Consider the following 21,027-nt stretch of genomic DNA (forward strand, 5'->3'; position numbering starts at 1 on the left):
TCGGCTATGTTGCACGATATGACGAAGAAGCAGCTCGCGGAGGTAGTCGAAAAGGGTTGGGCTACAGCGCTCTCCCCGGTCGAGGATCGAATCACGCACATGGGGAACTTCCTGCGTGAGGAGGTCGCGAACGGTCGGCAGTATCTGCCGTCGGGGGACAACGTGTTGCGCGCGTTCACCCGACCGTTCGACGACGTCCGTGTCCTGATCGTCGGGCAGGACCCGTACCCGACGCCGGGACATGCGGTGGGACTGAGCTTCTCGGTCGCCCCGGATGTGCGCCCGGTGCCGCGTTCGCTCGCGAACATCTTCAAGGAGTACACCGAGGATCTCGGCTTCCCGACGCCTACCTCCGGCGATCTGACGCCGTGGGCGGATCAGGGTGTGCTGCTGCTGAATCGAGTCCTCACCGTCGAACCGGGTGTCGCCGCGTCGCACCGACGGAAAGGGTGGGAAGCGGTGACGGAACAGGCCATTCGAGCGCTCGTCGCCCGCTCCGAATCCGGTGAATCGGCGGGCTTGGTCGCCATTCTGTGGGGACGCGACGCGGCGACGCTGAAGCCGATGCTCGGAAGCACCCCGTACATCGAATCGGCCCATCCCTCACCGCTGTCCGCGTCGCGCGGATTCTTCGGTTCTCGGCCGTTCAGCAGAACGAACGACATCCTCGCCGACGGCGGCCACCGGCCGATCGACTGGCGGCTGCCCTAGCGGAGGAGAGGATCAGGAGAAGTCGGGGCGACGCTTCTCGACGAACGCGTCGACGCCTTCGCGTCCGGTAGGACTGTCGGCGGCGGCCGAGATGGACTCCGTCTCCGCAGCCAATTGCTGTGCGAGAGTGTTGTTCTCGGACTGCAACAGCAGCGCTTTCACGCCCTGGAACGCCGCGGTCGGGCCCGCGGCGAACGTGCGCGCCAGACGTTCGGCCTCGCTCACGATGATGTCGTCACCCACCAGACGGCTGAGGATGCCGAGGCGAACGGCTTCCTCGCCGTTGATGATCGAGTCGTTCAGCAGAATGTCCCGCGCCCGAGTGGAACCGACGATGCGGGGGAGCGTCCACGTCAGTCCGCCGTCCGGAGTGAATCCGATTCCGGGGTAGGCGGGACGAAGTTTGGTCGCGCGGCCGCCGATCGCGACGTCGGCGTGGCACACGATGCTCATGCCCGCGCCCGCCGCCCAACCCTGGACGCCTGCGACGATGGGCGCCGTGGCTGCGGCGAGCTCGGAGACGAAAGCGTGGAACGCGTCGGCGACCTCGCGCACGTACGCGCCGCGATCGGGTGCGTCGGCGAAGGCGCGGACGTTGCCGCCTGCACAGAAGTTCGGACCGGATCCGACGAGCAGAACACATCCCGCGCGAAGTTCGTCTGCGTTCAGCAACCGAAGTGCCGCAGCGCCTTCCGTCATCGCGTCACCGTTCAGCGACGTTCCCGCGGCCTCGGTGGCCACGGTGATTCTCAGTACACCGTCCTCGAGATGGACGTAGTTCGCGCTTTCGATGTTGGTCACCGTCGCACTGTAACGTGCCTCACCCGAGCGGACGCGAACCCCCTCCGGCAGATACGACGATGCCCCCGAAAACAACTGTGCCCCGGCGCTGAACAGCGTCGGGGCACAGTCGATGATGCAGTCGGTGAGGGCTCGATCAGCCCCGAACCACCTTGCCGGCCTTGAGGCAGGAGGTGCACACGTTCATGCGCTTGCTGTTGCCGGGGGCAACCTGAGCGTGAACGGTCTGGATGTTCGGGTTCCAGCGACGGTTGGTCCGTCGGTGCGAGTGCGAGACCGACTTACCGAAGCCGGGCCCCTTGGCGCATACGTCGCAGACGGCAGCCATAGTCGCGAACTCCTTGATAGATGTTGTTCATTACATGAGGGCATTTGCTCCGACACGTACGGCGCGCACAGCACACCGTGCCGCATCAGGCAACCCTGCAAGAATAGCCGTGCCCCCGGAATTAACCAAACCGCCACCTGAGGGCGTACGTCACAGCCGCTGGGAACGGTAGCCGCGCGTCACCGAGTCTAGGCTTGTCCGGTGTCGGTCCGCCGACGGACGGGGAGTTCTCGATCGATCTGCAGCGTCGAACAGGGGGTGTACGTGGCGGAGAGCGAGCTCGAGGCGACGTCGACAGAACTCGGCGTCGACGAGTTGCGTACGTGGGCGTACCGATGTGTCGACGATCTGACCGCGCGGTGCGACGAAATCAACGAGCTGAACGTCTTTCCCATCCCCGATTCCGACACCGGAACGAATCTGGTGTTCACCGTCCGCGCCGCCGTCGAGAGCATGCGTGCGGCCGGACCCGACGCGGATCTGCGGGCGACGGCGTCGGCCCTCGCGGCGGGAGCAGTGGCAGGCGCGCGAGGAAACTCGGGCGTCATCGTGTCGCAGGTTCTGCGAGCGGTCGCCGAAGTGGCGTCTCGTGGCTCATTCGACGGTGCGGCGTTGACCGATGCTCTCGTGCGCGCAGCCGAACTCGTCGTCGAGGTCGTCAGCGTTCCGGTGCAGGGCACCATCGTCAGCGTGCTCGCGCGGGTGGCCGAGGACGTGGCGTCGCTCGATCGGCAGGCCGACGTGGCGGTGGTGGCTCGCCGGGCTGCCGAATCGGCGTCCAGTGGGCTGGATCGCACACGCAAGCAGTTGCCCGCGCTCGACGCAGCAGGTGTCGTCGACGCCGGAGCACTCGGTCTCCGCGTGATGCTCGACGCACTCGCCACCACGCTGACCGGTGCTGTCCCGTCGCGGCAGCGTTATCACCGACGGGTCGACCCGCAGACGCGACGAAGCGCCTCACCCCGGTTGCTGCCGCGCGCGACGGCTGTCGGCGACGTCACGCACGGCGAAGCGACGGTCGGATACGAAGTTCTGTACGGGATTCGCGACATCGACGACGACGGTGCGCGACAGCTTCGACTCGGCCTCGCAGACATCGGGGATTCCGTCGTCGTGGCGGGCGACGGCGACGGCGGGTGGTCCGCGCACGTCCACACCGCCAATGCAGGGCTGGCCGTGGATGTCGGTCTGAAGATCGGGAACGTGCACGGGGTGAGGATCGAAGTGCTGGAGTCCGCCGAGGCGGGTTCGGGTGGGCACTGTCACCCGGGTGACTCCACTGCCGACGTTCGCGGTGGGCGCGACATTCTCGCGGTCGTGGCGGGCGACGGTGCCGAAGGGCTCTACTCGGGCGAGGGTGCGAGCGTCCTCCGATCCGACAGACAACGCCTCGGGCCTGCCGAACTGTGCGCCGCGATCGTCGAGTCGAACCACCCCGAAGTTCTCGTCCTGCCCAACGGAGCTCTGTCCGCCCAGGAATTGGTGCACGTCAGCATCGCGTCGCGCAACGCGGGCAAGGACGTGCTGATGCTGCCGTCCGGTTCGATGGTGCAAGGACTCGCTGCGCTCGCGGTCCACGACGCGTCGCGTGCAGCGGTGGACGACGCCTTCGCGATGTCCGAAGCGGCGGCCGGCACCCGGTGGGCGTCGCTGCGTCACGCCGAGGAACGCTCGCTCACGTGGGTCGGAACCTGCGAGCCCGGTGACGGTCTCGGACTCGTCGGGCACGAAGTCGTCGTCATCGGCCCCGACGGGGTCACCGCCGGCCGCGACCTGCTCGATCAACTTCTGTCGGTGGGTGGTGAGATGGTGACGATGCTGATGGGGCGGGCCGCGTCGGACGAGTTGGGTGAGCAGCTGACCGAACACGTACGCACCCGCTATCCAGGTGTGGAAGTCGTCGTCTACCACGGCGGGCAGATGGACGAACTGGCGCAGCTCGGCATCGAGTGACTGACGAGAAGGGACGGACGACAAGCAATCATGGCCGTACTCTCGGATCGGCTCGACTCCGTGTTGGGCGCCACTGTGGCCACGCCGCTGCACGAGTTCTTCGACATCTCCACCGTCGAGGACCTGCTGCGTCATTACCCACACCGGTACATGACCCACGGCGGGGAACTCAGCGAGAAGGAACCGCCGGAAGGTGAACACATCACCATCGTCGCCACCATCTCGTCGGCGACGATGCGGCAGATGAAGGTACGCAAGGGCCAGTTTCTCGCGGTGTCGCTCGCGGCCGACGGCCAGCAGATCGACGCCAGCTTCTTCAACCCGCACAAACTCAAGCACGTCCTGGTGCCGGGACGCCGTGGCATGTTCTCCGGGAAGGTCAAGTACTTCGGCCGTCGCTGGAATCTCGCACACCCCAGTTACGTGCTGCTCGGTGGTGACGACGAGGACGGCGCGATCGTGCCGGCCGGCCGGATCGTCGGAGGCGGGGCGCTCGCCGGCTTGGCTCGCGGGTCGGTCGACTCCTCGGGCAGCGTGGACATGGCCATGTTCGAGCGCAGGTACGTGCCGATCTATCCGGCCACCAAGGACGTCGAGAGCTGGACGTTCATGCGCTGCGTTCGTCAGGTTCTCGACCGACTCGACCCGACGCCGGATCCTGTTCCGGCCGACATCCTGGCCGATCGCGATCTCGTCGACCTGGACACCGCACTTCGATGGATTCACTTTCCGGACTCCTCGGAGCAGAAGGAACAAGCCCGTGAGCGTCTGAAGTTCGACGAGGCGCTCGCGGTGCAGTTGGTGCTGGCATCGAGGCGTCGGGACGTCCAGGCGCGGTCGGCTCCGCCGTGCCCGCCGCGGACCGACGGCATCGCGGCCGAATTCGAACGCCGACTTCCGTTCTCGCTGACCGAAGGTCAGCTCACCGTCGCGGGGGAGATCTCCGACGACCTGTCCCAGGGCCACCCGATGTCCCGGCTGCTGCAGGGCGAAGTCGGCTCGGGTAAGACCGTCGTCGCGCTGCGGGCGATGTTGCAGGTCGTCGACGCAGGCCACCAATGTGCGTTGTTGGCACCGACGGAAGTGCTTGCCGCCCAGCACGCTCGTTCCATCACGTCGATGCTCGGTTCGCTCGCGACCGCGGGCGAACTGGGATCGCACGATCTCGCGACGAAGGTCGCGTTGCTCACCGGGTCGATGAGTACGGCGGCCAAGAGGTCGGCGTTGCTGGACGTGGTCACCGGGGATGCAGGCATCGTCATCGGCACGCATGCACTCATCCAGGACCGCGTCGAATTCATGGACCTGGGCATGGTCGTCGTCGACGAGCAACACCGATTCGGCGTCGAACAGCGAGATGCGCTGCGGGGTAAAGCCCGTGAGGGCACGAGCCCACACCTGCTCGTGATGACGGCGACGCCGATTCCGCGAACCATCGCGATGTCGTCCCTCGGTGATCTCGAAACGTCCACGCTGACGCAACTTCCGCGTGGTCGATCGCCGATCGTCAGCAACGTCGTGTCGTCGAAGGACAAGCCGGCGTGGGTCGGTCGCGCGTGGGAACGCATCGTCGAAGAGGTCGAGCAGGGTAGGCAGGCGTACGTCGTGTGTTCGCGGATCGGCGGCGACGAGGACGAGAAGCCGGCCAAGAAGGCGTCCGACGAGGGAACGAATCTGCCCAAGCCGAAGGCCGCGCTCGACATGTTCGACATGCTGCGTGACGGTCCGCTGGCGCAGCTACGAGTGGGACTCCTGCACGGACGTATGCCGTCCGACGAGAAGGACGTCGCGATGTCCGAGTTCAATGCGGGCGAGATCGACGTTCTCGTCTGCACGACCGTCGTCGAAGTCGGCGTGGACGTGCCCAACGCGACGGTGATGGTGATCGTCGACGCCGACAGGTTCGGGATCAGTCAGTTGCATCAATTGCGCGGCCGTATCGGCCGAGGTGGCCACCAGGGTCTGTGCATCATGATCACCCAACTCGGCGGCGGCGGTCCGACGGCAGAGCGCTTGAAGTCGGTGGCGGCCACGAACGACGGATTCGAGCTGGCCAAGCTCGACCTCGCGATGCGGCGTGAAGGCGACGTCCTCGGAGCAGCGCAGTCCGGCACGGTCAGCAGCCTTCGTCTGCTCTCGCTCTTCGACGACGAGGACGTCATCGCCGACGCGCACGACTGCGCCCGCGCGTTGTTCGACGCAGACCCGCAGTTGGAGAACAGCCCGGGCATCGCCACGATGATGAAATCGGCGTGGCGGTCGGACCGAATAGACTTCCTCGACAAGTCCTGACCGGGGTCTGCCGACCTCTGCACCGTTCAAGCAACGCATTTTGGTCAATTTGTCCCACATCTCGAGACTGAGGTCACATCGACAGCGCTCGGCGGCGGTAGGTTGAGCCAATGTTCTCCAAAGTGTTGGTTGCAAATCGCGGCGAGATCGCCATCCGAGCGTTCCGCGCGTCGTACGAGTTGGGTGCCGCGACAGTGGCTGTCTTCCCCTTCGAGGATCGCAACTCGGTCCATCGAACGAAGGCCGACGAGGCGTACGAGATCGGCGAGAAGGGTCACCCCGTTCGCGCCTACCTGTCCGTGTCCGAGATCGTCGCCGCCGCGAAACGGGCAGGCGCCGACGCGGTGTACCCGGGCTACGGGTTCCTCTCGGAGAACCCGGACCTCGCCGCCGCGTGCGCCGAGGCAGGCATCACGTTCGTCGGGCCGTCGTCCGACGTGCTCGAGCTGACGGGCAACAAGGCCAGGGCGATCGCCGCGGCCAAGCGTGCAGGCTTGCCCGTGTTGGCGTCGTCGGAGCCGTCGAGCGACGTCGACGAGTTGGTGGCCGCATCCGAATCGATGACCTTCCCCGTGTTCGTCAAAGCCGTGGCCGGTGGCGGTGGCCGCGGTATGCGACGCGTGGCCGAACCCGCGCAGCTGCGTGAGTCCATCGAGGCCGCGGCGCGTGAGGCGGAGTCGGCGTTCGGCGATCCGACGGTGTTCCTCGAACAGGCCGTCATCGACCCGCGTCACATCGAGGTCCAGATCCTCGCCGACGGCGAGGGCAACGTCGTCCATCTCTTCGAGCGCGACTGCAGCCTGCAGCGTCGACACCAGAAGGTCATCGAGCTCGCACCCGCACCCAACCTTCCCGCCGAGGTGCGCGAGAAGATCTGCGCCGACGCCGTCGCGTTCGCGAAAGAGATCGGCTACTCGTGTGCAGGCACCGTCGAGTTCCTGCTCGACACTCGGGGCAACCACGTCTTCATCGAGATGAACCCTCGCATCCAGGTCGAGCACACCGTGACCGAGGAAGTGACCGACGTCGACCTCGTGCAGGCACAGCTACGGATCGCGTCGGGGGAGACCCTTGCCGACCTCGGCCTGAGCCAGGACAAGATCGTGCTGCGCGGTGCCGCACTGCAGTGCCGCATCACCACCGAGGACCCGGCCAACGGGTTCCGTCCCGACACCGGTCGCATCACCGCCTACCGCACCCCGGGCGGCGCAGGTGTCCGTCTCGACGGCGGTACGACGCTCGGCGCCGAGGTCGGTGCGTACTTCGACTCGATGCTCGTCAAATTGACTTGTCGCGGACGGGATTTCGAGACCGCTGTGGCGCGTGCGCGCCGTGCGGTGGCCGAGTTCCGCATCCGCGGTGTCGCGACGAACATCCCGTTCCTGCAGGCCGTTCTGGTCGATCCCGACTTCACCGCGGGACGCGTCACGACGTCGTTCATCGAGGAACGTCCGGAGCTGTTGACCTCGCGCACCTCGGGTGACCGCGGCACGAAGATCCTCAACTACCTCGCCGACGTGACGGTCAACAAGCCGCACGGGGAGCGCCCGTCGACGGTGTACCCGCAGGACAAGCTTCCCGAGGTGGACTTCTCGAAGCCCATTCCGGACGGCAGTCGTCAGCGTCTGCTCGCGCTCGGGCCCGAGGGCTTCGCGCGCGATCTGCGCAGTCGCAAGGCGCTCGGCGTCACCGACACGACGTTCCGCGACGCGCACCAGTCGCTGCTCGCGACGCGTGTACGAACGTCCGGGCTGCTGATGGTGGCACCCTACGTCGCGCGTACGACGCCGGAACTGTTGTCGATCGAGGCATGGGGCGGTGCGACGTACGATGTGGCGCTGCGGTTCCTGCACGAGGACCCGTGGGAGCGCCTCGCGGCGTTGCGTGAAGCGGTGCCGAACATCGCGCTGCAGATGCTGCTTCGCGGACGCAACACCGTCGGCTACACCCCGTACCCGGAGAAGGTGACCCGCAGCTTCGTCGCGGAGGCCACCGACACCGGTATCGACATCTTCCGCATCTTCGACGCGCTCAACAACGTCGACCAGATGCGTCCGGCGATCGACGCGGTGCGTGAAACCGGTACGGCCATCGCGGAAGTCGCGCTCAGCTACACCGGCGACCTGTCCAACCCGAACGAATCGCTCTACACGCTCGACTACTACCTGAAGCTGGCCGAGCAGATCGTCGACGCCGGTGCGCACATCCTCGCGATCAAGGACATGGCAGGCCTGTTGCGTGCTCCTGCCGCGAAAACCCTTGTGACAGCACTGCGCTCGAACTTCGATCTCCCGGTGCACGTGCACACGCACGACACGCCGGGCGGACAGTTGGCGACGTATCTCGCTGCGTGGGAGGCAGGCGCGGACGCCGTCGACGGTGCAAGCGCCGCGATGGCCGGAACCACCTCGCAGCCCGCACTGTCGGCGATCGTCGCCGCGGCAGCACATTCCGAGCGCGACACCGGTCTCGACCTGGACGCGGTATGCGACCTCGAACCGTACTGGGAGGCGCTGCGCAAGGTGTACGCGCCGTTCGAGTCCGGACTTCCGGCACCGACGGGCCGCGTCTACACGCACGAGATTCCGGGCGGCCAGTTGTCGAACCTGCGGCAGCAGGCGATCGCCCTCGGCCTCGGCGACAGGTTCGAGACCGTCGAAGCGAACTACGCTGCGGCCGACCGGATGCTGGGCCGTCTGGTCAAGGTGACACCGTCGTCCAAGGTCGTCGGCGATCTCGCGCTGGCTCTGGTCGGCGCGGGCGCGTCGGCCGAGGAGTTCGCCGAGAACCCACGGGCATACGACGTTCCGGACTCGGTCGTCGGATTCCTGCGCGGAGAACTGGGCACACCCGCGGGCGGATGGCCGGAACCGTTGCGCACGAAGGCATTGGAAGGTCGCACCGAGCCCAAGCCCGAGACGCCGATCTCGGAGGAGGACGAGAAATCGCTCGACGGAACCTCTGCCCAGCGTCGAGATGCACTGAATCGCTTGCTGTTTCCCGGACCGACGGCCGAACTGGCAGCGCACCGCGAGAAGTACGGCGACACGTCGCGGCTGTCGGCGAACCAGTTCTTCTACGGCCTGCGTCAGGGCGAGGAGCACCGGGTCAAGCTTGAGAAGGGCGTCGAACTGCTCATCGGACTCGAAGCGATCTCCGACGCCGACGAGCGCGGCATGCGCACGGTCATGTGCATCCTCAACGGCCAGTTGCGGCCGGTGTCGGTGCGGGACCGCTCGATCGCCTCCGATGCCCCGACGGTGGAGAAAGCGGATCGGTCCGATCCCGGACACGTGCCTGCCCCGTTCGCAGGCGTCGTCACGCTGTCGGTGTCCGAAGGCGACAAGATCGCCGCGGGAGACGTCGTCGGCACGATCGAGGCCATGAAGATGGAAGCCGCGATCACCGCCCCCAAGGGTGGCACGGTCACCCGTCTCGCGATCGGCAACGTCCAGCAGGTCGAAGGCGGCGATCTGCTGCTGGTGATCAAAACCGGATCGGGCGCGGAGGCGCCGAGCGCGTGATGCGTAACCTTCTGTAGATGACCAGGATCGTCGCAGGCATTGCAGGAGGACGGCGGTTGAAGGTGCCGCCTCGCGGTACACGTCCCACGTCGGAACGTGTCCGCGAGGCGCTCTTCAGCTCTCTCGATTCCAGGCTCGACCTCGACGGTGCCGTCGTGCTCGATCTGTTCGCGGGATCGGGAGCCCTTGGCCTCGAAGCACTTTCGCGTGGAGCGTCGTCGGTTCTGTTGGTCGAGTCGGATGCTCGCGCGGCGTCGGTCGTGCGCGACAACGTCTCCGGCGTCGGCCTGGCGGGTGCGACGGTTCGCTGCGCGCCCGTGTCGGCGGTGCTGGCCGCGCCGGCCGACACGCAGTACGACCTCGTGATGGCAGATCCGCCGTACGCCGTCAGCGATGCCGCGGTCGAGAAGATGCTGCAGGACCTGCTCGCCGGGAACTGGCTCGCGCCGGAAGCCGTTGTGGTGCTCGAACGTTCGTCGAGATCGCCCGAGACCGCATGGCCGGACGGGCTCGTTCCGGAGAAGGTCAAGAAGTACGGCGAGACGCGTATCGAGATCGCGAGCGTGGCAGCGTCGCCCGGCTCCTGACGCGTCCTCGGTGATAGCGTCTTCGTCCATGACTGGAGCTGTGTGCCCTGGATCCTTCGACCCCGTGACCAAAGGTCACCTCGACGTCATCACCCGGGCTGCAGCGCAGTTCGACGAGATCATCGTCACGGTGATGCTCAACAAGAGCAAGCGCGGACTGTTCACGGTCGACGAGCGCATCGAACTGTTGAAGGAAGCCACCGGCCATCTCGGAAACGTGCGGGTGTCGTCGTGGCACGGCCTGCTGGTCGACTACGCACGCCAGGAAGGCTTCACCGCCATCGTCAAGGGACTGCGCGGCGCCAACGACTTCGACTACGAACTGCAGATGGCGCAAATGAACCAGAAGTTGTCCGGCGTCGACACGCTTTTCATTCCGGCGAACCCCACGTACAGCTTCCTGTCGAGTTCTCTCGTGAAGGAAGTGGCGATGTTCGGCGGCGACGTCGAGGACATGGTTCCTGCTCACGTTCACGGACCGCTCCTCGAGCGCATCGCCGAACGCAAGGCGGAGTAGCGCGCGACACGCTTGTTCCGACACACCGCGGGCGCGTCGCGCACGGGCGGGGATCTGCAGGCAAACTGGACTGTGCTCGATCTTTCTTCGTTCGACGATTGGGGTTACCGGTGTATCGCGTATTCGAGGCGCTCGACGAACTCGTCGCCATTGTCGAGGAGGCGCGCGGTGTCCCGATGACAGCCGGTTGCGTCGTCCCCCGTGGCGACGTGCTGGAACTGCTCGACGACGTCCGTGATTCCATCCCCGGCGAGCTCGACGACGCCCAGGACGTGCTCGACCACCGCGACAAGCTCGTGGGCGATGCTCGCGCCACGGCCGACAAGACCGTCACGTCGGCCAATCAGGAGGCGCAGGACACCGTCGAGAATGCTCGGGATTCGGCCGACCGCATTCTGGCCGACGCCAAAGCCCAGGCGGACCGCATGGTCGCCGAAGCGAAGGCACACGCCGAACAGCTGGTCGACGACGCCACCGACACTGCCGAACGGACCGTGGAGGACGGCCGTCGGGAGTACGAGGCCGTGACGACGCGGGCGCGCACCGAGGCCGATCGCATGATCGAGTCCGGGCAGGCGGCATACGACCGCAGCGTGGCGGACGGCGTCGCGGAACAGGCTCGTCTCGTCGCGCAGACCGAGGTCGTTCAGGCCGCGCACGCGGAATCGGCGCGGGTCATCGACGAGGCGCACGCGGAGTCGGATCGGATGCGCAGTGAATGTGACGTGTACGTCGACACGAAGCTCGCCGAGTTCGAGGAGTTCCTGACCGGCACCATTCGCTCGGTCGGACGAGGTCGTCAACAGCTTCGCACCGGGTCCGGCGTCCCCGATTATGGAACCGACCCGGCCGACGATTTCCGTCGGTCACGCCGTTCGTAGTCGTCCTCGCTCGGGATCCGGGGCCGCAGTTTGCCCCGACATGCATGCATGCGTATCGTTGTGTGGTTGCCTGATGCACGGTTCGACGACTCGTCGTGCCTGCGATCGGGCAGACATCCGTCATCGAGCAGGAAGATTCACTGTGTCAACCGGTCGTAGTACCCCCCGTCCCGACGCGGACGCGGGTTTCGTGCTGGACGTCGACAATCTGGGTCGCAGGCCCGGGTCGATGAAACAGATCCAGCGGACGGTCGCCGCGCCGTCGCGCATCGGGCTCGACTCGATCGCGATCAGCGAAGGATCGCCCGTCGAGCTCGACCTTCGGTTGGAAGCAGTGTCCGAGGGCGTTCTCGTCACCGGCACCGTGCGTGCCGACACGACGGGGGAGTGCTCTCGCTGCCTCGAACCGGTGACAGGTGACGTCGACGTCTACCTCACCGAGCTGTTCGCCTACCCGGACAGCGTGACGGAAGAAACGACCGACGAGGACGAGATTCATCGCGTCGTCGACGATCGGATCGACCTCGAACCGGTCATCGTGGACTCGGTCGGACTGGAGCTTCCGCTCTATCCGCTGTGCCGCGAAGACTGCGAGGGATTGTGCCCCGAATGTGGCGTTCGCCTGGCGATTGCTGAATCCGGCCACAGTCATGACATACTGGATCCTCGCTGGGCTGGTCTTGCAGCCAAATTTGGCGTGGGCTCAGAACCGAGCACAGAACTTGTGAACAACGAAGCCGAGGAGAAGTAGAAGTGGCTGTCCCGAAGCGCAAAATGTCGCGTTCCAACACGAGGTCGCGTCGTGCACAGTGGAAGACCACTGCGCCCACCCTCGTCACCTGCCCCAACCGCGGTTGCGGCGAGAAGACCCTGCCCCACATCGCGTGCCCCTCGTGCGGCACCTACAAGGGTCGCCAGGTAGCAGCAGCGGTCTGATCCCAGGATCGGACGAATTGTGACGAACAAGGGCAGTTCTACCTACAGGAACAGCTCGACAGCCGGCAGCGGCGGGGACGACCGAGAGTCGCTCCTCGCCGCTCTTGGCGTTGTACTGGACGAATCACTGCTGACGTTGGCGTTGACGCACCGCTCGTACGCGTACGAGCAGGGCGGGCTGCCGACGAACGAGCGCCTCGAGTTCCTCGGAGACTCGGTGCTCGGACTCGCGATCACCGAACGGCTGTATGCGGTGCACCCGGACAAGTCCGAGGGCGAGCTCGCCAAGATCCGCGCCAGCGTCGTGAACATGCACGCTCTGGCCGAAGTGGCACGCGGCCTCGGCGAGGGCGGACTCGGTCGTCATCTGCTGCTCGGTAAAGGCGAAGAGCAGACCGGCGGGCGTGACAAGCCGAGCATCCTCGCCGACGGTATGGAATCGCTCCTCGGTGCGATCCATCTGCAGCACAGCATCGACGTCGCGCGTGAGGTCGTGTCCCGACTGTTCGCCGACCTGCTCGATCGTGCACCCCGACTCGGCGCAGGGCTCGACTGGAAGACCAGCCTTCAAGAGCTGACGGCGGGCAAGACGCTCGGCGTCCCCGTGTACGAGATCTCGTCGACGGGCCCCGATCACGACAAGGAGTTCACCGCGACGGTGCTCGTCGGCGGTCACGCGTTCGGTGTCGGTATCGGCCGGTCGAAGAAGGAAGCGGAGCAGAAGGCCGCGAGTACCGCGTGGAATGCGTTGTCGGACAGCGAAGATGAGTCCGACGGCGGCACCGACGTGGCGTCGGGCAGTGTGGATGCCTGAGCTTCCCGAAGTCGAGGTCGTGCGCCTCGGTCTGGAGGCACACGTTGTCGGGTCGCGCATCGACTCGGTCGACGTTCTGCATCCGCGTGCCGTGCGCCGCCACTTCGCGGGTGAGCGAGATCTGGTGGCCCAGTTGCGCGGTCGTCGAATCGCGTCGGCGCAGCGGCGCGGAAAATATCTGTGGTTGCCACTCGACCCCGGCGACATGGCGATCGTCGTGCATCTGGGCATGAGTGGGCAGATGCTCGTCCAGCCGCCGACCGTTCCCGACGAGAAACACTTGCGGATCAGGGCACACCTCGATTCCGGCGCCGATCTACGATTCGTGGACCAGCGCACGTTCGGGGGGTGGGCCGTCGCCCCACTCGAAGTGGTCGACGGCACCGAAGTTCCCGAACCCGTGGCACACATCGCACGTGACCCCATCGACCCGCTCTTCGACGCCGAAAAGGTCGTGGAAGTGTTGCGCGGCAAGCACACCGAGATCAAACGGGCACTGCTCGACCAAACCGTCGTGTCCGGTGTCGGCAACATCTACGCCGACGAAGCATTGTGGCGAGCCAAGATTCACGGCAACCGCATCGCCGACACCCTGACGCGACCTGCGCTTCGGCGTCTTCTGACGTCGGCGCACGCGGTGATGGGCGAGGCCCTCGCACAAGGCGGTACGTCGTTCGACGCGCTGTACGTCAACGTCAACGGCGAATCCGGTTATTTCGATCGATCGCTCGACGCGTACGGACAAGAGGGTCGTCCGTGTTCGCGTTGCGGTGCGCCGATCAGGCGTGAGAAGTTCATGAACCGGTCGTCGTACAGCTGCCCGAAATGTCAGCGTAAACGGTAGAGGCGTTCAATCCGGTACTGCGCTGCCGCGACGCTCCGGCGCGACGGCCCGACGCAGTAAGTCCCCGAGCGTCTCCAGCTCGGCCGGGGTGAGCCCGGAAATCAGCGGCGACGCTCCCCGCAGCCCCGCGAGCAGTGTCCTTCGGCGCTCGGCCCCCTCGGCGGTGAGAAGAATCTGCTTGGCCCGTCGGTCGGTGGGGTGTGGGCGGCGCTCGAGCAAGCCCTGGCTTTCCAGGTAGTCGATGACAGCGGTGGCGTTGGACGGCTCACAGCCCATTTGCTCGGCCAATTCACGCATCGTCATCGGGCCGGTCAGCTCCCTGAGGGCGGAGGCCTGGGAAACGGTGAGTCCATGCGCGCCGACGCGCGCGCGCTGGCGGGCCGTGCTCTGGGTGTCGACCTCGTGCACGAGCTTGGCCAGCTCCCAGTCCGCCGCCACCATCGAATCCGTCGACGTCATGATCACACTCTAGCAATACCCTTCAGACCATGATAGATATGATCTGAATAGTTCAGTTCATATCTAAATGGAGGTTCGATCATGACGAACGAAATCGACACACGGGAGCGTCTTCGCCGCCCGTCCGGTGTCCGTTCGCTTACTCTCGGCGAGACCAAGCTCACCTATGTTCCCGATGGCGTGGCCAGACTCGACGCCCGAATGTTGCTGCCGGAACCGTCGGAAGAGGACTGGGCGCAGAACGCCGAGTATCTGGACGAGGGCGGTCATCTGGTGGCGGGCGTCGGCGGACTGCTGGTCGAGCGCGACGGGCACGCACTACTGATCGACGCGGGCGTCGGACCGTTGACGATCGGCCCGCCGATGAACCCGTTCGGCGTTCTTTCCGGCGGTGCGTTGCTGGACAACCTGGCGAGAATCGGTTGCAGCCCAGCCGATATCGACGCGGTCGCATTGACGCACCTGCACACCGACCACTTCGGTTGGGCATGGCATCCGGCTCCCGGCAGCACCCGCCCCGCCTTCACCGAAGCCGATTACCTTGTCGCCGAGACGGAATGGGCCAACCGTCACGTCGCCGAAGAGCAGGGGCAGGCCGACATGATCAAGGCTCTCGCGCCGCACGTACGGACCGTGGTGGAGAACGAGGAAGTCTTCCCCGGCGTTCGGGTCATGTCCGCTCCCGGCCACAGTCCTGGCCATGTCGGGTTCGTCATCGAAGCGGACGGGCAGCGGGTGATCGCTTTCGGCGACGCGTTCCACTCTCCGATTCAGATCACTCATCCGTTGTGGGAGAACACATTCGACCACGATCACCGGCAGGCAACCGCCCTGCGCCACCGCCTCGTGCTCGAACTGGCCGGGTCCGACGCCATCGGCTTCGGTATCCACTTCGCCGACGTACCGTTCGGACGAGTTCGCATCGAAGACAACCGGGCGACCTGGCACCCCGTCGACGACTGACGAAGCACGATCCGGTCCGCGCCCAGGGGACCATCCGCGTCGATCACGACGTCGGTGGCACTGTCTAGAATCTGCTGTCATGGCTGACGAGAGCACACCGACAGAGCTGTGGGTCGAACGCACGGGCACCCGCCGGTACACCGGCAAGAGTTCGCGAGGGGCCGAGGTGTCGATCGGTTCCGAGTCGGTGGACGGAGTCTTCACTCCCGGTGAACTGCTGAAGATCGCGCTGGCGGCATGCACCGGTATGAGCTCGGACCTGCCGCTGTCACGCAGGCTCGGAGACAACTACGACGCCACCGTCCGAGTCTCGGGCGCCGCGGACCGCGAGAACGAGCTGTACCCGGAACTCCACGAAATTCTCGAGCTCGACCTCAGCGAGCTCGACCCCGAGGCGCAGCAGCGGTTGCTGACCGTCGTCGAGCGGGCGATCGACAAGGTCTGCACCGTCGGGCGCACACTGAAGGCGGGCACGAAGATATCCCTCGACGTCGTCACGGACGCCTGACATGAGATGGGGGGCGGCGCTGGGGGTACTGGCGGCAACGTGCGGGGCAGTGGTGGCCGTCGCTCCCACGGCAGCGGCAGCGCCCGCGTGCGCACCGTGGACCGTCAGCACGGTCGCGTCGGGGCTCGGCCTGCTCGAGAACGTGACGTTCGACGACCGAGGAACGATGCTGCTGTCCCGGACGTCGCTCACCGGTCCCGGCGCCATCGCCGGTCTGACGCCGGACGGGACTCGGTCGGTCGTCGTTCCGGACGTGACCGCACCCGGTGGGCTCGTCGTGCGCGGCGACACCCTGTATTTCACGACCGGCAACGGCTTCTCGTCGGGACTTCTCGACGTTCACGACGGCACGGTCGAGGCCGTCGACCTCGACACCGGTGCGCGCACGGTGGTGGCGCGCGACGTCGTCATGCCCAACGGCCTTGCCGTGCTCGACGACGGTGACCTCCTGGTCACTCGCAATCTCGGCGCGCCGAGCGGCATCACACGGGTCGACGCGGGCGATCCCAACTCGGCTCGATACGTGCGCACGGACGTCGGGAGCGCCAACGGTCTGGCCGTGGACGACGGAACGGTGTACGTGTCGAACACGTTCGAGCCCGAACTGGCGATCACCGTTCTCGACGCGTCGAACCTCGGTGGGGATGCTCGTCGCATTCCGGTCGACGGATTCGGACCTGTCACCGCGTCGGACGACTTGACCGTCGGGCCGGACGGACAGATCTACCTCGCCCAGAACCTCGCCGGTCGAGTACTGCGCATCGACCCCGAGTCCGGTGCGTCGTGCGTCATCGGAACCGGTCTGCCGTCGACCTCGGCGGTCGAGTTCGGTGGTGTCGGATGGGACCCGGATTCGCTGTACGCCACGAGTTTCGACGGCTCGGTCCGCCGGCTGGCCCCCGCATGAGCGACGAACGACTGACTGCGTGGGTCCACGGAACCGTGCAGGGTGTGGGTTTTCGATGGTGGACGCGGTCTCGGGCGCTCGAACTCGGTCTCGTCGGGCACGCCACCAACCATGCCGACGGCCGTGTTCTCGTCGTCGCCGAGGGCTCGCGCGAGCGGCTGGAACGACTTCTCGACTTGTTGCGCGGCGGGACGACTCCCGGCGTCGTGTCGCTCGTCGTGGAATCCTGGGATCCAGCACGCGGCGGACTCTCCGGGTTCGTCGAGCGTTGAGGCCTGACGTCGGCGACTGGAGTGTCGACCGAACAGGTCGGACCTACCCGGTAATCTGACTCGTCATGCATCTCAAGAGTCTGACGCTGAAGGGCTTCAAGTCCTTCGCCTCGGCGACGACTCTTCGTTTCGAACCGGGAATCACCTGCGTCGTCGGACCCAACGGGTCGGGTAAGTCCAACGTCGTCGACGCGCTCACCTGGGTCATGGGGGAGCAGGGCGCGAAAGCGCTGCGCGGCGGGAAGATGGAAGACGTCATCTTCGCCGGCACGTCCGGCCGGGCGCCGCTCGGCCGGGCGGAAGTGACGCTGACCATCGACAACGCCGACGGTGCACTGCCCATCGATTACACCGAGGTCTCGATCACCCGGCGCATGTTCCGCGACGGTGCGGGCGAGTACGAGATCAACGGCAACTCGTGTCGGTTGATGGACGTGCAGGAACTGCTGAGCGACTCCGGTATCGGACGCGAGATGCACGTCATCGTCGGACAGGGACGCCTCGCCGCCATTCTCGAATCGCGGCCCGAGGACCGACGCGCCTTCATCGAGGAGGCCGCGGGTGTTCTCAAACACCGCAAGCGCAAGGAAAAGGCCGTCCGCAAACTCGACGCGATGCAGGCCAACCTCGCGCGTCTGACCGACCTCACCGCCGAGCTCCGGCGTCAGCTCAAGCCGCTCGGCAGGCAGGCCGAAGTCGCACGGCGTGCACAGACCGTCCAGGCCGATCTGCGCGATGCGAAGCTGCGCCTGGCCGCCGACGATCTCGTGACGCGCCGTGAGGCATTCGCCAGCCAGGAACAGGACGAAGCGGCGCAACGCGAGCAGTACGCCGTCGTTCAGGACACCCTCGAAGCCGGAAACGTCGCGCTCGGCGAGCTCGAGCAGTCGGTCGCCCGTCTGACACCCAGTGCCGAGGCGGCGAGCCAGACCTGGTTCCAGCTGTCCGCGCTCGCCGAACGCGTGAACGCCACCATCAGGATCGCGAAGGAACGCGCACGTCACCTCGACAGTGCGCCGTCGACGGGCCGCGGTCAGGATCCCGACGAGCTCGAGCAGCAGGCCGAACGCGTCGCCGAGGAAGAGATGGAGCTCGTCGAGGCCGTCGAGATCGCCCGCGAGACGCTCGAAGCAGCGCGCGAGCAGCTGATGGAACGTGAGTCGGCCGCAGCCGAGGCCGAACGCGCCCACATGGCCGCCGTGCGCGCCGTCGCCGATCGTCGTGAGGGATTCGCCCGGCTGTCCGGGCAGGTCGACACGTATCGAACGAAGGTCGAGTCCATCGATGCCGAGGTAGCTCGGTTGTCGGTCGCCATCGACGAAGCCCGTGAGCGCGGCGACGTCGCGCAATCGGAGTTCGACAGCGTCCAGGACCAGATTTCAGGGCTCGATGCAAGCGAACTCAGCCTCGACACGCACTACGAGCGTGCGGTCGCCGCACTGCGCAGCGCCGATGCTCGCGTCACCGAGTTGCAGAACGAGGATCGAACCGCGGGCAAGAAGGTCGCGTCGTTCCAGGCGCGCATCGAAGCACTGACGATGGGCCTCGAACGCAAGGACGGCGCGGGCTGGCTCATCGAGAACGGCCAGTCCGGTCTGTCCGGCCTGCTGGCCGAGCGGATCACGATCGAGCCCGGATTCGACGTCGCCATCGCGGTGGCCATGGGTCCGGTCGCCGACGCGGCACATGCCGACTCGTTCGCGAGCGCGCGCGAGGCCGTACGGGCACTCCGCGAAGCCGACGGAGGCCGAGCAGCGATCGTGTTCGACGGCACCGCCGTCGAGGCGCAGCATCGGTCGGTCACCCTGCCCGACGGGGCACGGTGGGCTCTCGACGTCGTGTCGTACCCGGATTCGTTGGTCGAGTCGATGCTCGCCCTGCTCGGTGACGTCGCAGTCGTCCCGTCGCTCGACGACGCAGCGTCGCTGGTGGCGTCGGCGCGTGGCGTGCGTGCGGTGACGACGGCGGGCGATCTCGTCGACGCGGGCCTGGTCACCGGTGGTTCGGATCGTCGGCCCAGCACGCTGGAGGTACAGGCCGCGATCGATACGTCCATGGTCGAACTCGCTGCGGCCGAACGCCGTTCGGCCGAGCTGGAAGCTGCGTTGTCGGGCGCGCTCGCCGAGCAGTCCGACCGCAAGGAATCGGCCGAGCAGGCATTGGCCGCGCTCAACGAGTCGGATGCGGCCATGGCTGCGGTCTACGAACAGCTGGGCCGCCTCGGCCAATTGGCGCGATCCGCCCACGCCGAGTCGACGCGTCTGTCCGAGCAGCGAGCGGCCGCGGAGACCGGTCGAGAGGAAGCTCTGGGGGCGCTGGCGGAACTCGAGGAACGGCTTCGACTCGCCGAGGACGAACAATCCGGGTTGGAGGGCACCGGCGACTCCACCGAGTCCACCATCGCCCGCGAGACAGCCGCGGCCGCGTTGGCGGAGGTCCGTGCCGTCGAGGTCGAAGCACGCCTGAACGTGCGCACCGCCGAGGAACGTGCGCAGTCGCTGCGTGGACGCGCCGACTCGTTGCGCCGAGCGGCTCGCGCCGAGCGCGAGGCCCGTGCCCGTGCCGAACGCGAGATGGCATCGCGACGGCATGCAGCTGCCGTCGCCGAGGCCGTGGCGTCCGCGGGAGAGCGCGTCGCCGAGCGGTTGGCGATGGTCGTCGACGAGGCCGCGTCCCGTCGCGACGAGCTCGCCGAACGCAAAGCGACGACGACGGCCGAGCTCGAACGCGTCAAGGAACAGGTGCGCGCGTTGCAGGCGCAGCTCGCGTCGATCACCGACGCCGTGCACCGCGACGAGGTAGCCCGCGCCCAGGCGGCACTGCGCATCGAACAGCTGGAAGCGAGCATTCTCGAGCAGCACGGCATCGGTCTCGACGATTTGATCGCCGAGTACGGGCCGGACATCGCGGCGCCGCCGACCGACCTGGAGATGGCCGAGTACGAAGCAGCGAAGGAACGCGGCGAACAGGTCGTCGCCCCCGCACCGATGCCGTTCGATCGTGTGACGCAGGAGAAGCGCGCCAAGAAGGCCGAACGCGATCTCGCGACACTCGGCAAGGTCAACCCGCTCGCGCTCGAAGAGTTCGCCGCGCTCGAGGAGCGCTACAACTTCCTCTCGACGCAGCTCGAAGACGTCAAATCGGCGCGCAAGGATCTGCTCGAGGTCGTCGCCGACGTCGACGACCGCATCCTTCAGCTGTTCACCGATGCCTGGCTCGACGTCGAGCGCGAATTCACGCAGGTGTTCGCGAAACTGTTCCCCGGCGGGGAGGGTCGACTGATTCTCACCGAACCCGGCGACATGCTGACCACCGGTATCGAGGTGGAAGCGCGACCGCCCGGCAAGAAGGTCAAGCGGTTGTCGCTGCTGTCCGGCGGTGAGAAATCACTGACCGCGGTCGCGATGCTCGTGGCCATCTTCCGTGCGCGGCCGTCCCCGTTCTACGTCATGGACGAGGTCGAGGCCGCGCTCGACGACACCAACCTGCGGCGGCTGATCGGGCTGTTCGAGCAGCTACGGGAGAAGTCGCAGCTCATCGTCATCACTCACCAGAAGCCGACGATGGAGGTCGCCGACGCGTTGTACGGCGTCTCGATGCGCGGCGACGGCATCACGACGGTCATCTCGCAACGGTTGAACCGGGATCGCGTCGAAACCATCGGCAGCGCAACGGTCGACGAAGATTCCGTGGTGGATCCCGCACCGGCGCCGCCGGCATGACACGGCTG

At 66.5% G+C, this 21,027-nt stretch carries 19 protein-coding genes; 16 read left to right on the top strand and 3 right to left on the bottom strand.

The window, feature by feature from the left end; genetic code table 11:
• Positions 1–18 precede the first annotated feature (18 nt).
• Positions 19–711 (top strand): uracil-DNA glycosylase, encoded by a 693-nt coding sequence (locus A3K89_RS17865; protein WP_068429139.1) that lies wholly within the window; start codon positions 19–21, stop codon positions 709–711.
• A gap of 12 nt (positions 712–723) precedes the next feature.
• Here A3K89_RS17865 and A3K89_RS17870 read toward each other — a convergent pair whose 3' ends face one another.
• Together A3K89_RS17870 and rpmB are read right to left on the bottom strand one after the other, a co-directional pair.
• Complete coding sequence (locus tag A3K89_RS17870) at positions 724–1,512, bottom strand: enoyl-CoA hydratase/isomerase family protein (RefSeq protein WP_068429141.1); 789 nt, start codon at positions 1,510–1,512, stop codon at positions 724–726.
• A gap of 136 nt (positions 1,513–1,648) precedes the next feature.
• Positions 1,649–1,840, bottom strand: coding sequence for a 50S ribosomal protein L28 (rpmB, locus tag A3K89_RS17875; protein WP_008717389.1), 192 nt, complete (start codon positions 1,838–1,840; stop codon positions 1,649–1,651).
• 264 nt (positions 1,841–2,104) lie between these two features.
• On the opposite strand from rpmB, the gene A3K89_RS17880 reads away from it, so the two are divergent.
• The 10 genes from A3K89_RS17880 (at position 2,105) to mutM (ending at position 14,188) form a co-directional block, all read left to right on the top strand.
• Positions 2,105–3,793: a DAK2 domain-containing protein gene (locus A3K89_RS17880; protein WP_174551450.1), complete on the top strand. Its 1,689-nt coding sequence runs from the start codon at positions 2,105–2,107 to the stop codon at positions 3,791–3,793.
• A 30-nt stretch (positions 3,794–3,823) separates the two neighbouring features.
• Positions 3,824–6,085: an ATP-dependent DNA helicase RecG gene (gene recG / locus A3K89_RS17885; protein ID WP_068428503.1), complete on the top strand. Its 2,262-nt coding sequence runs from the start codon at positions 3,824–3,826 to the stop codon at positions 6,083–6,085.
• A 110-nt stretch (positions 6,086–6,195) separates the two neighbouring features.
• On the top strand, positions 6,196–9,609 hold the full coding sequence (locus tag A3K89_RS17890) for a pyruvate carboxylase (protein ID WP_068428508.1): 3,414 nt from the start codon (positions 6,196–6,198) through the stop codon (positions 9,607–9,609).
• A 17-nt stretch (positions 9,610–9,626) separates the two neighbouring features.
• Positions 9,627–10,196, top strand: coding sequence for a 16S rRNA (guanine(966)-N(2))-methyltransferase RsmD (rsmD, locus tag A3K89_RS17895; RefSeq protein ID WP_068428512.1), 570 nt, complete (start codon positions 9,627–9,629; stop codon positions 10,194–10,196).
• Between the two features lie 28 nt (positions 10,197–10,224).
• On the top strand, positions 10,225–10,713 hold the full coding sequence (coaD, locus tag A3K89_RS17900; RefSeq protein WP_068428515.1) for a pantetheine-phosphate adenylyltransferase: 489 nt from the start codon (positions 10,225–10,227) through the stop codon (positions 10,711–10,713).
• Between the two features lie 110 nt (positions 10,714–10,823).
• Positions 10,824–11,594, top strand: coding sequence for a DivIVA domain-containing protein (locus A3K89_RS17905; protein WP_068428518.1), 771 nt, complete (start codon positions 10,824–10,826; stop codon positions 11,592–11,594).
• Positions 11,595–11,784: 190 nt separating this feature from the next.
• Complete coding sequence (locus tag A3K89_RS17910) at positions 11,785–12,345, top strand: YceD family protein (RefSeq protein WP_174551465.1); 561 nt, start codon at positions 11,785–11,787, stop codon at positions 12,343–12,345.
• A 2-nt stretch (positions 12,346–12,347) separates the two neighbouring features.
• Positions 12,348–12,530, top strand: coding sequence for a 50S ribosomal protein L32 (rpmF, locus tag A3K89_RS25535; protein WP_080733022.1), 183 nt, complete (start codon positions 12,348–12,350; stop codon positions 12,528–12,530).
• Positions 12,531–12,549: 19 nt separating this feature from the next.
• On the top strand, positions 12,550–13,344 hold the full coding sequence (rnc, locus tag A3K89_RS17915; protein ID WP_068428521.1) for a ribonuclease III: 795 nt from the start codon (positions 12,550–12,552) through the stop codon (positions 13,342–13,344).
• Positions 13,337–14,188 carry a bifunctional DNA-formamidopyrimidine glycosylase/DNA-(apurinic or apyrimidinic site) lyase gene (gene mutM / locus A3K89_RS17920; protein WP_068428524.1) on the top strand — a complete coding sequence of 284 codons (852 nt, stop codon included), beginning with the start codon at positions 13,337–13,339 and terminating at the stop codon, positions 14,186–14,188. The genes rnc and mutM overlap by 8 nt, the downstream gene beginning before the upstream one ends.
• A 6-nt stretch (positions 14,189–14,194) precedes the next feature.
• Here mutM and A3K89_RS17925 read toward each other — a convergent pair whose 3' ends face one another.
• On the bottom strand, positions 14,195–14,647 hold the full coding sequence (locus tag A3K89_RS17925) for a MarR family winged helix-turn-helix transcriptional regulator (RefSeq protein WP_068429147.1): 453 nt from the start codon (positions 14,645–14,647) through the stop codon (positions 14,195–14,197).
• 81 nt (positions 14,648–14,728) lie between these two features.
• On the opposite strand from A3K89_RS17925, the gene A3K89_RS17930 reads away from it, so the two are divergent.
• The 5 genes from A3K89_RS17930 (at position 14,729) to smc (ending at position 21,019) form a co-directional block, all read left to right on the top strand.
• Complete coding sequence (locus A3K89_RS17930; RefSeq protein ID WP_068428527.1) at positions 14,729–15,610, top strand: MBL fold metallo-hydrolase; 882 nt, start codon at positions 14,729–14,731, stop codon at positions 15,608–15,610.
• A gap of 79 nt (positions 15,611–15,689) precedes the next feature.
• Positions 15,690–16,118, top strand: a complete 429-nt coding sequence (locus A3K89_RS17935) for an OsmC family protein (protein WP_068428530.1) — start codon at positions 15,690–15,692, stop codon at positions 16,116–16,118.
• A 1-nt stretch (position 16,119) separates the two neighbouring features.
• Entirely contained in the window at positions 16,120–17,025 is a 906-nt protein-coding gene (locus tag A3K89_RS17940; protein WP_068428532.1) for an SMP-30/gluconolactonase/LRE family protein, read from the top strand.
• Positions 17,022–17,297, top strand: a complete 276-nt coding sequence (locus A3K89_RS17945; protein WP_068428534.1) for an acylphosphatase — start codon at positions 17,022–17,024, stop codon at positions 17,295–17,297. The genes A3K89_RS17940 and A3K89_RS17945 overlap by 4 nt, the downstream gene beginning before the upstream one ends.
• Positions 17,298–17,362: 65 nt before the next feature.
• A complete protein-coding gene (gene smc / locus A3K89_RS17950; RefSeq protein WP_068428536.1) occupies positions 17,363–21,019 on the top strand; it encodes a chromosome segregation protein SMC in 3,657 nt (1,218 codons plus the stop codon).
• The last annotated feature ends 8 nt before the right edge of the window (positions 21,020–21,027 follow it).

Source organism: Rhodococcoides kyotonense (genome assembly GCF_001645385.1).
GTDB lineage: Bacteria > Actinomycetota > Actinomycetes > Mycobacteriales > Mycobacteriaceae > Rhodococcoides > Rhodococcoides kyotonensis_B.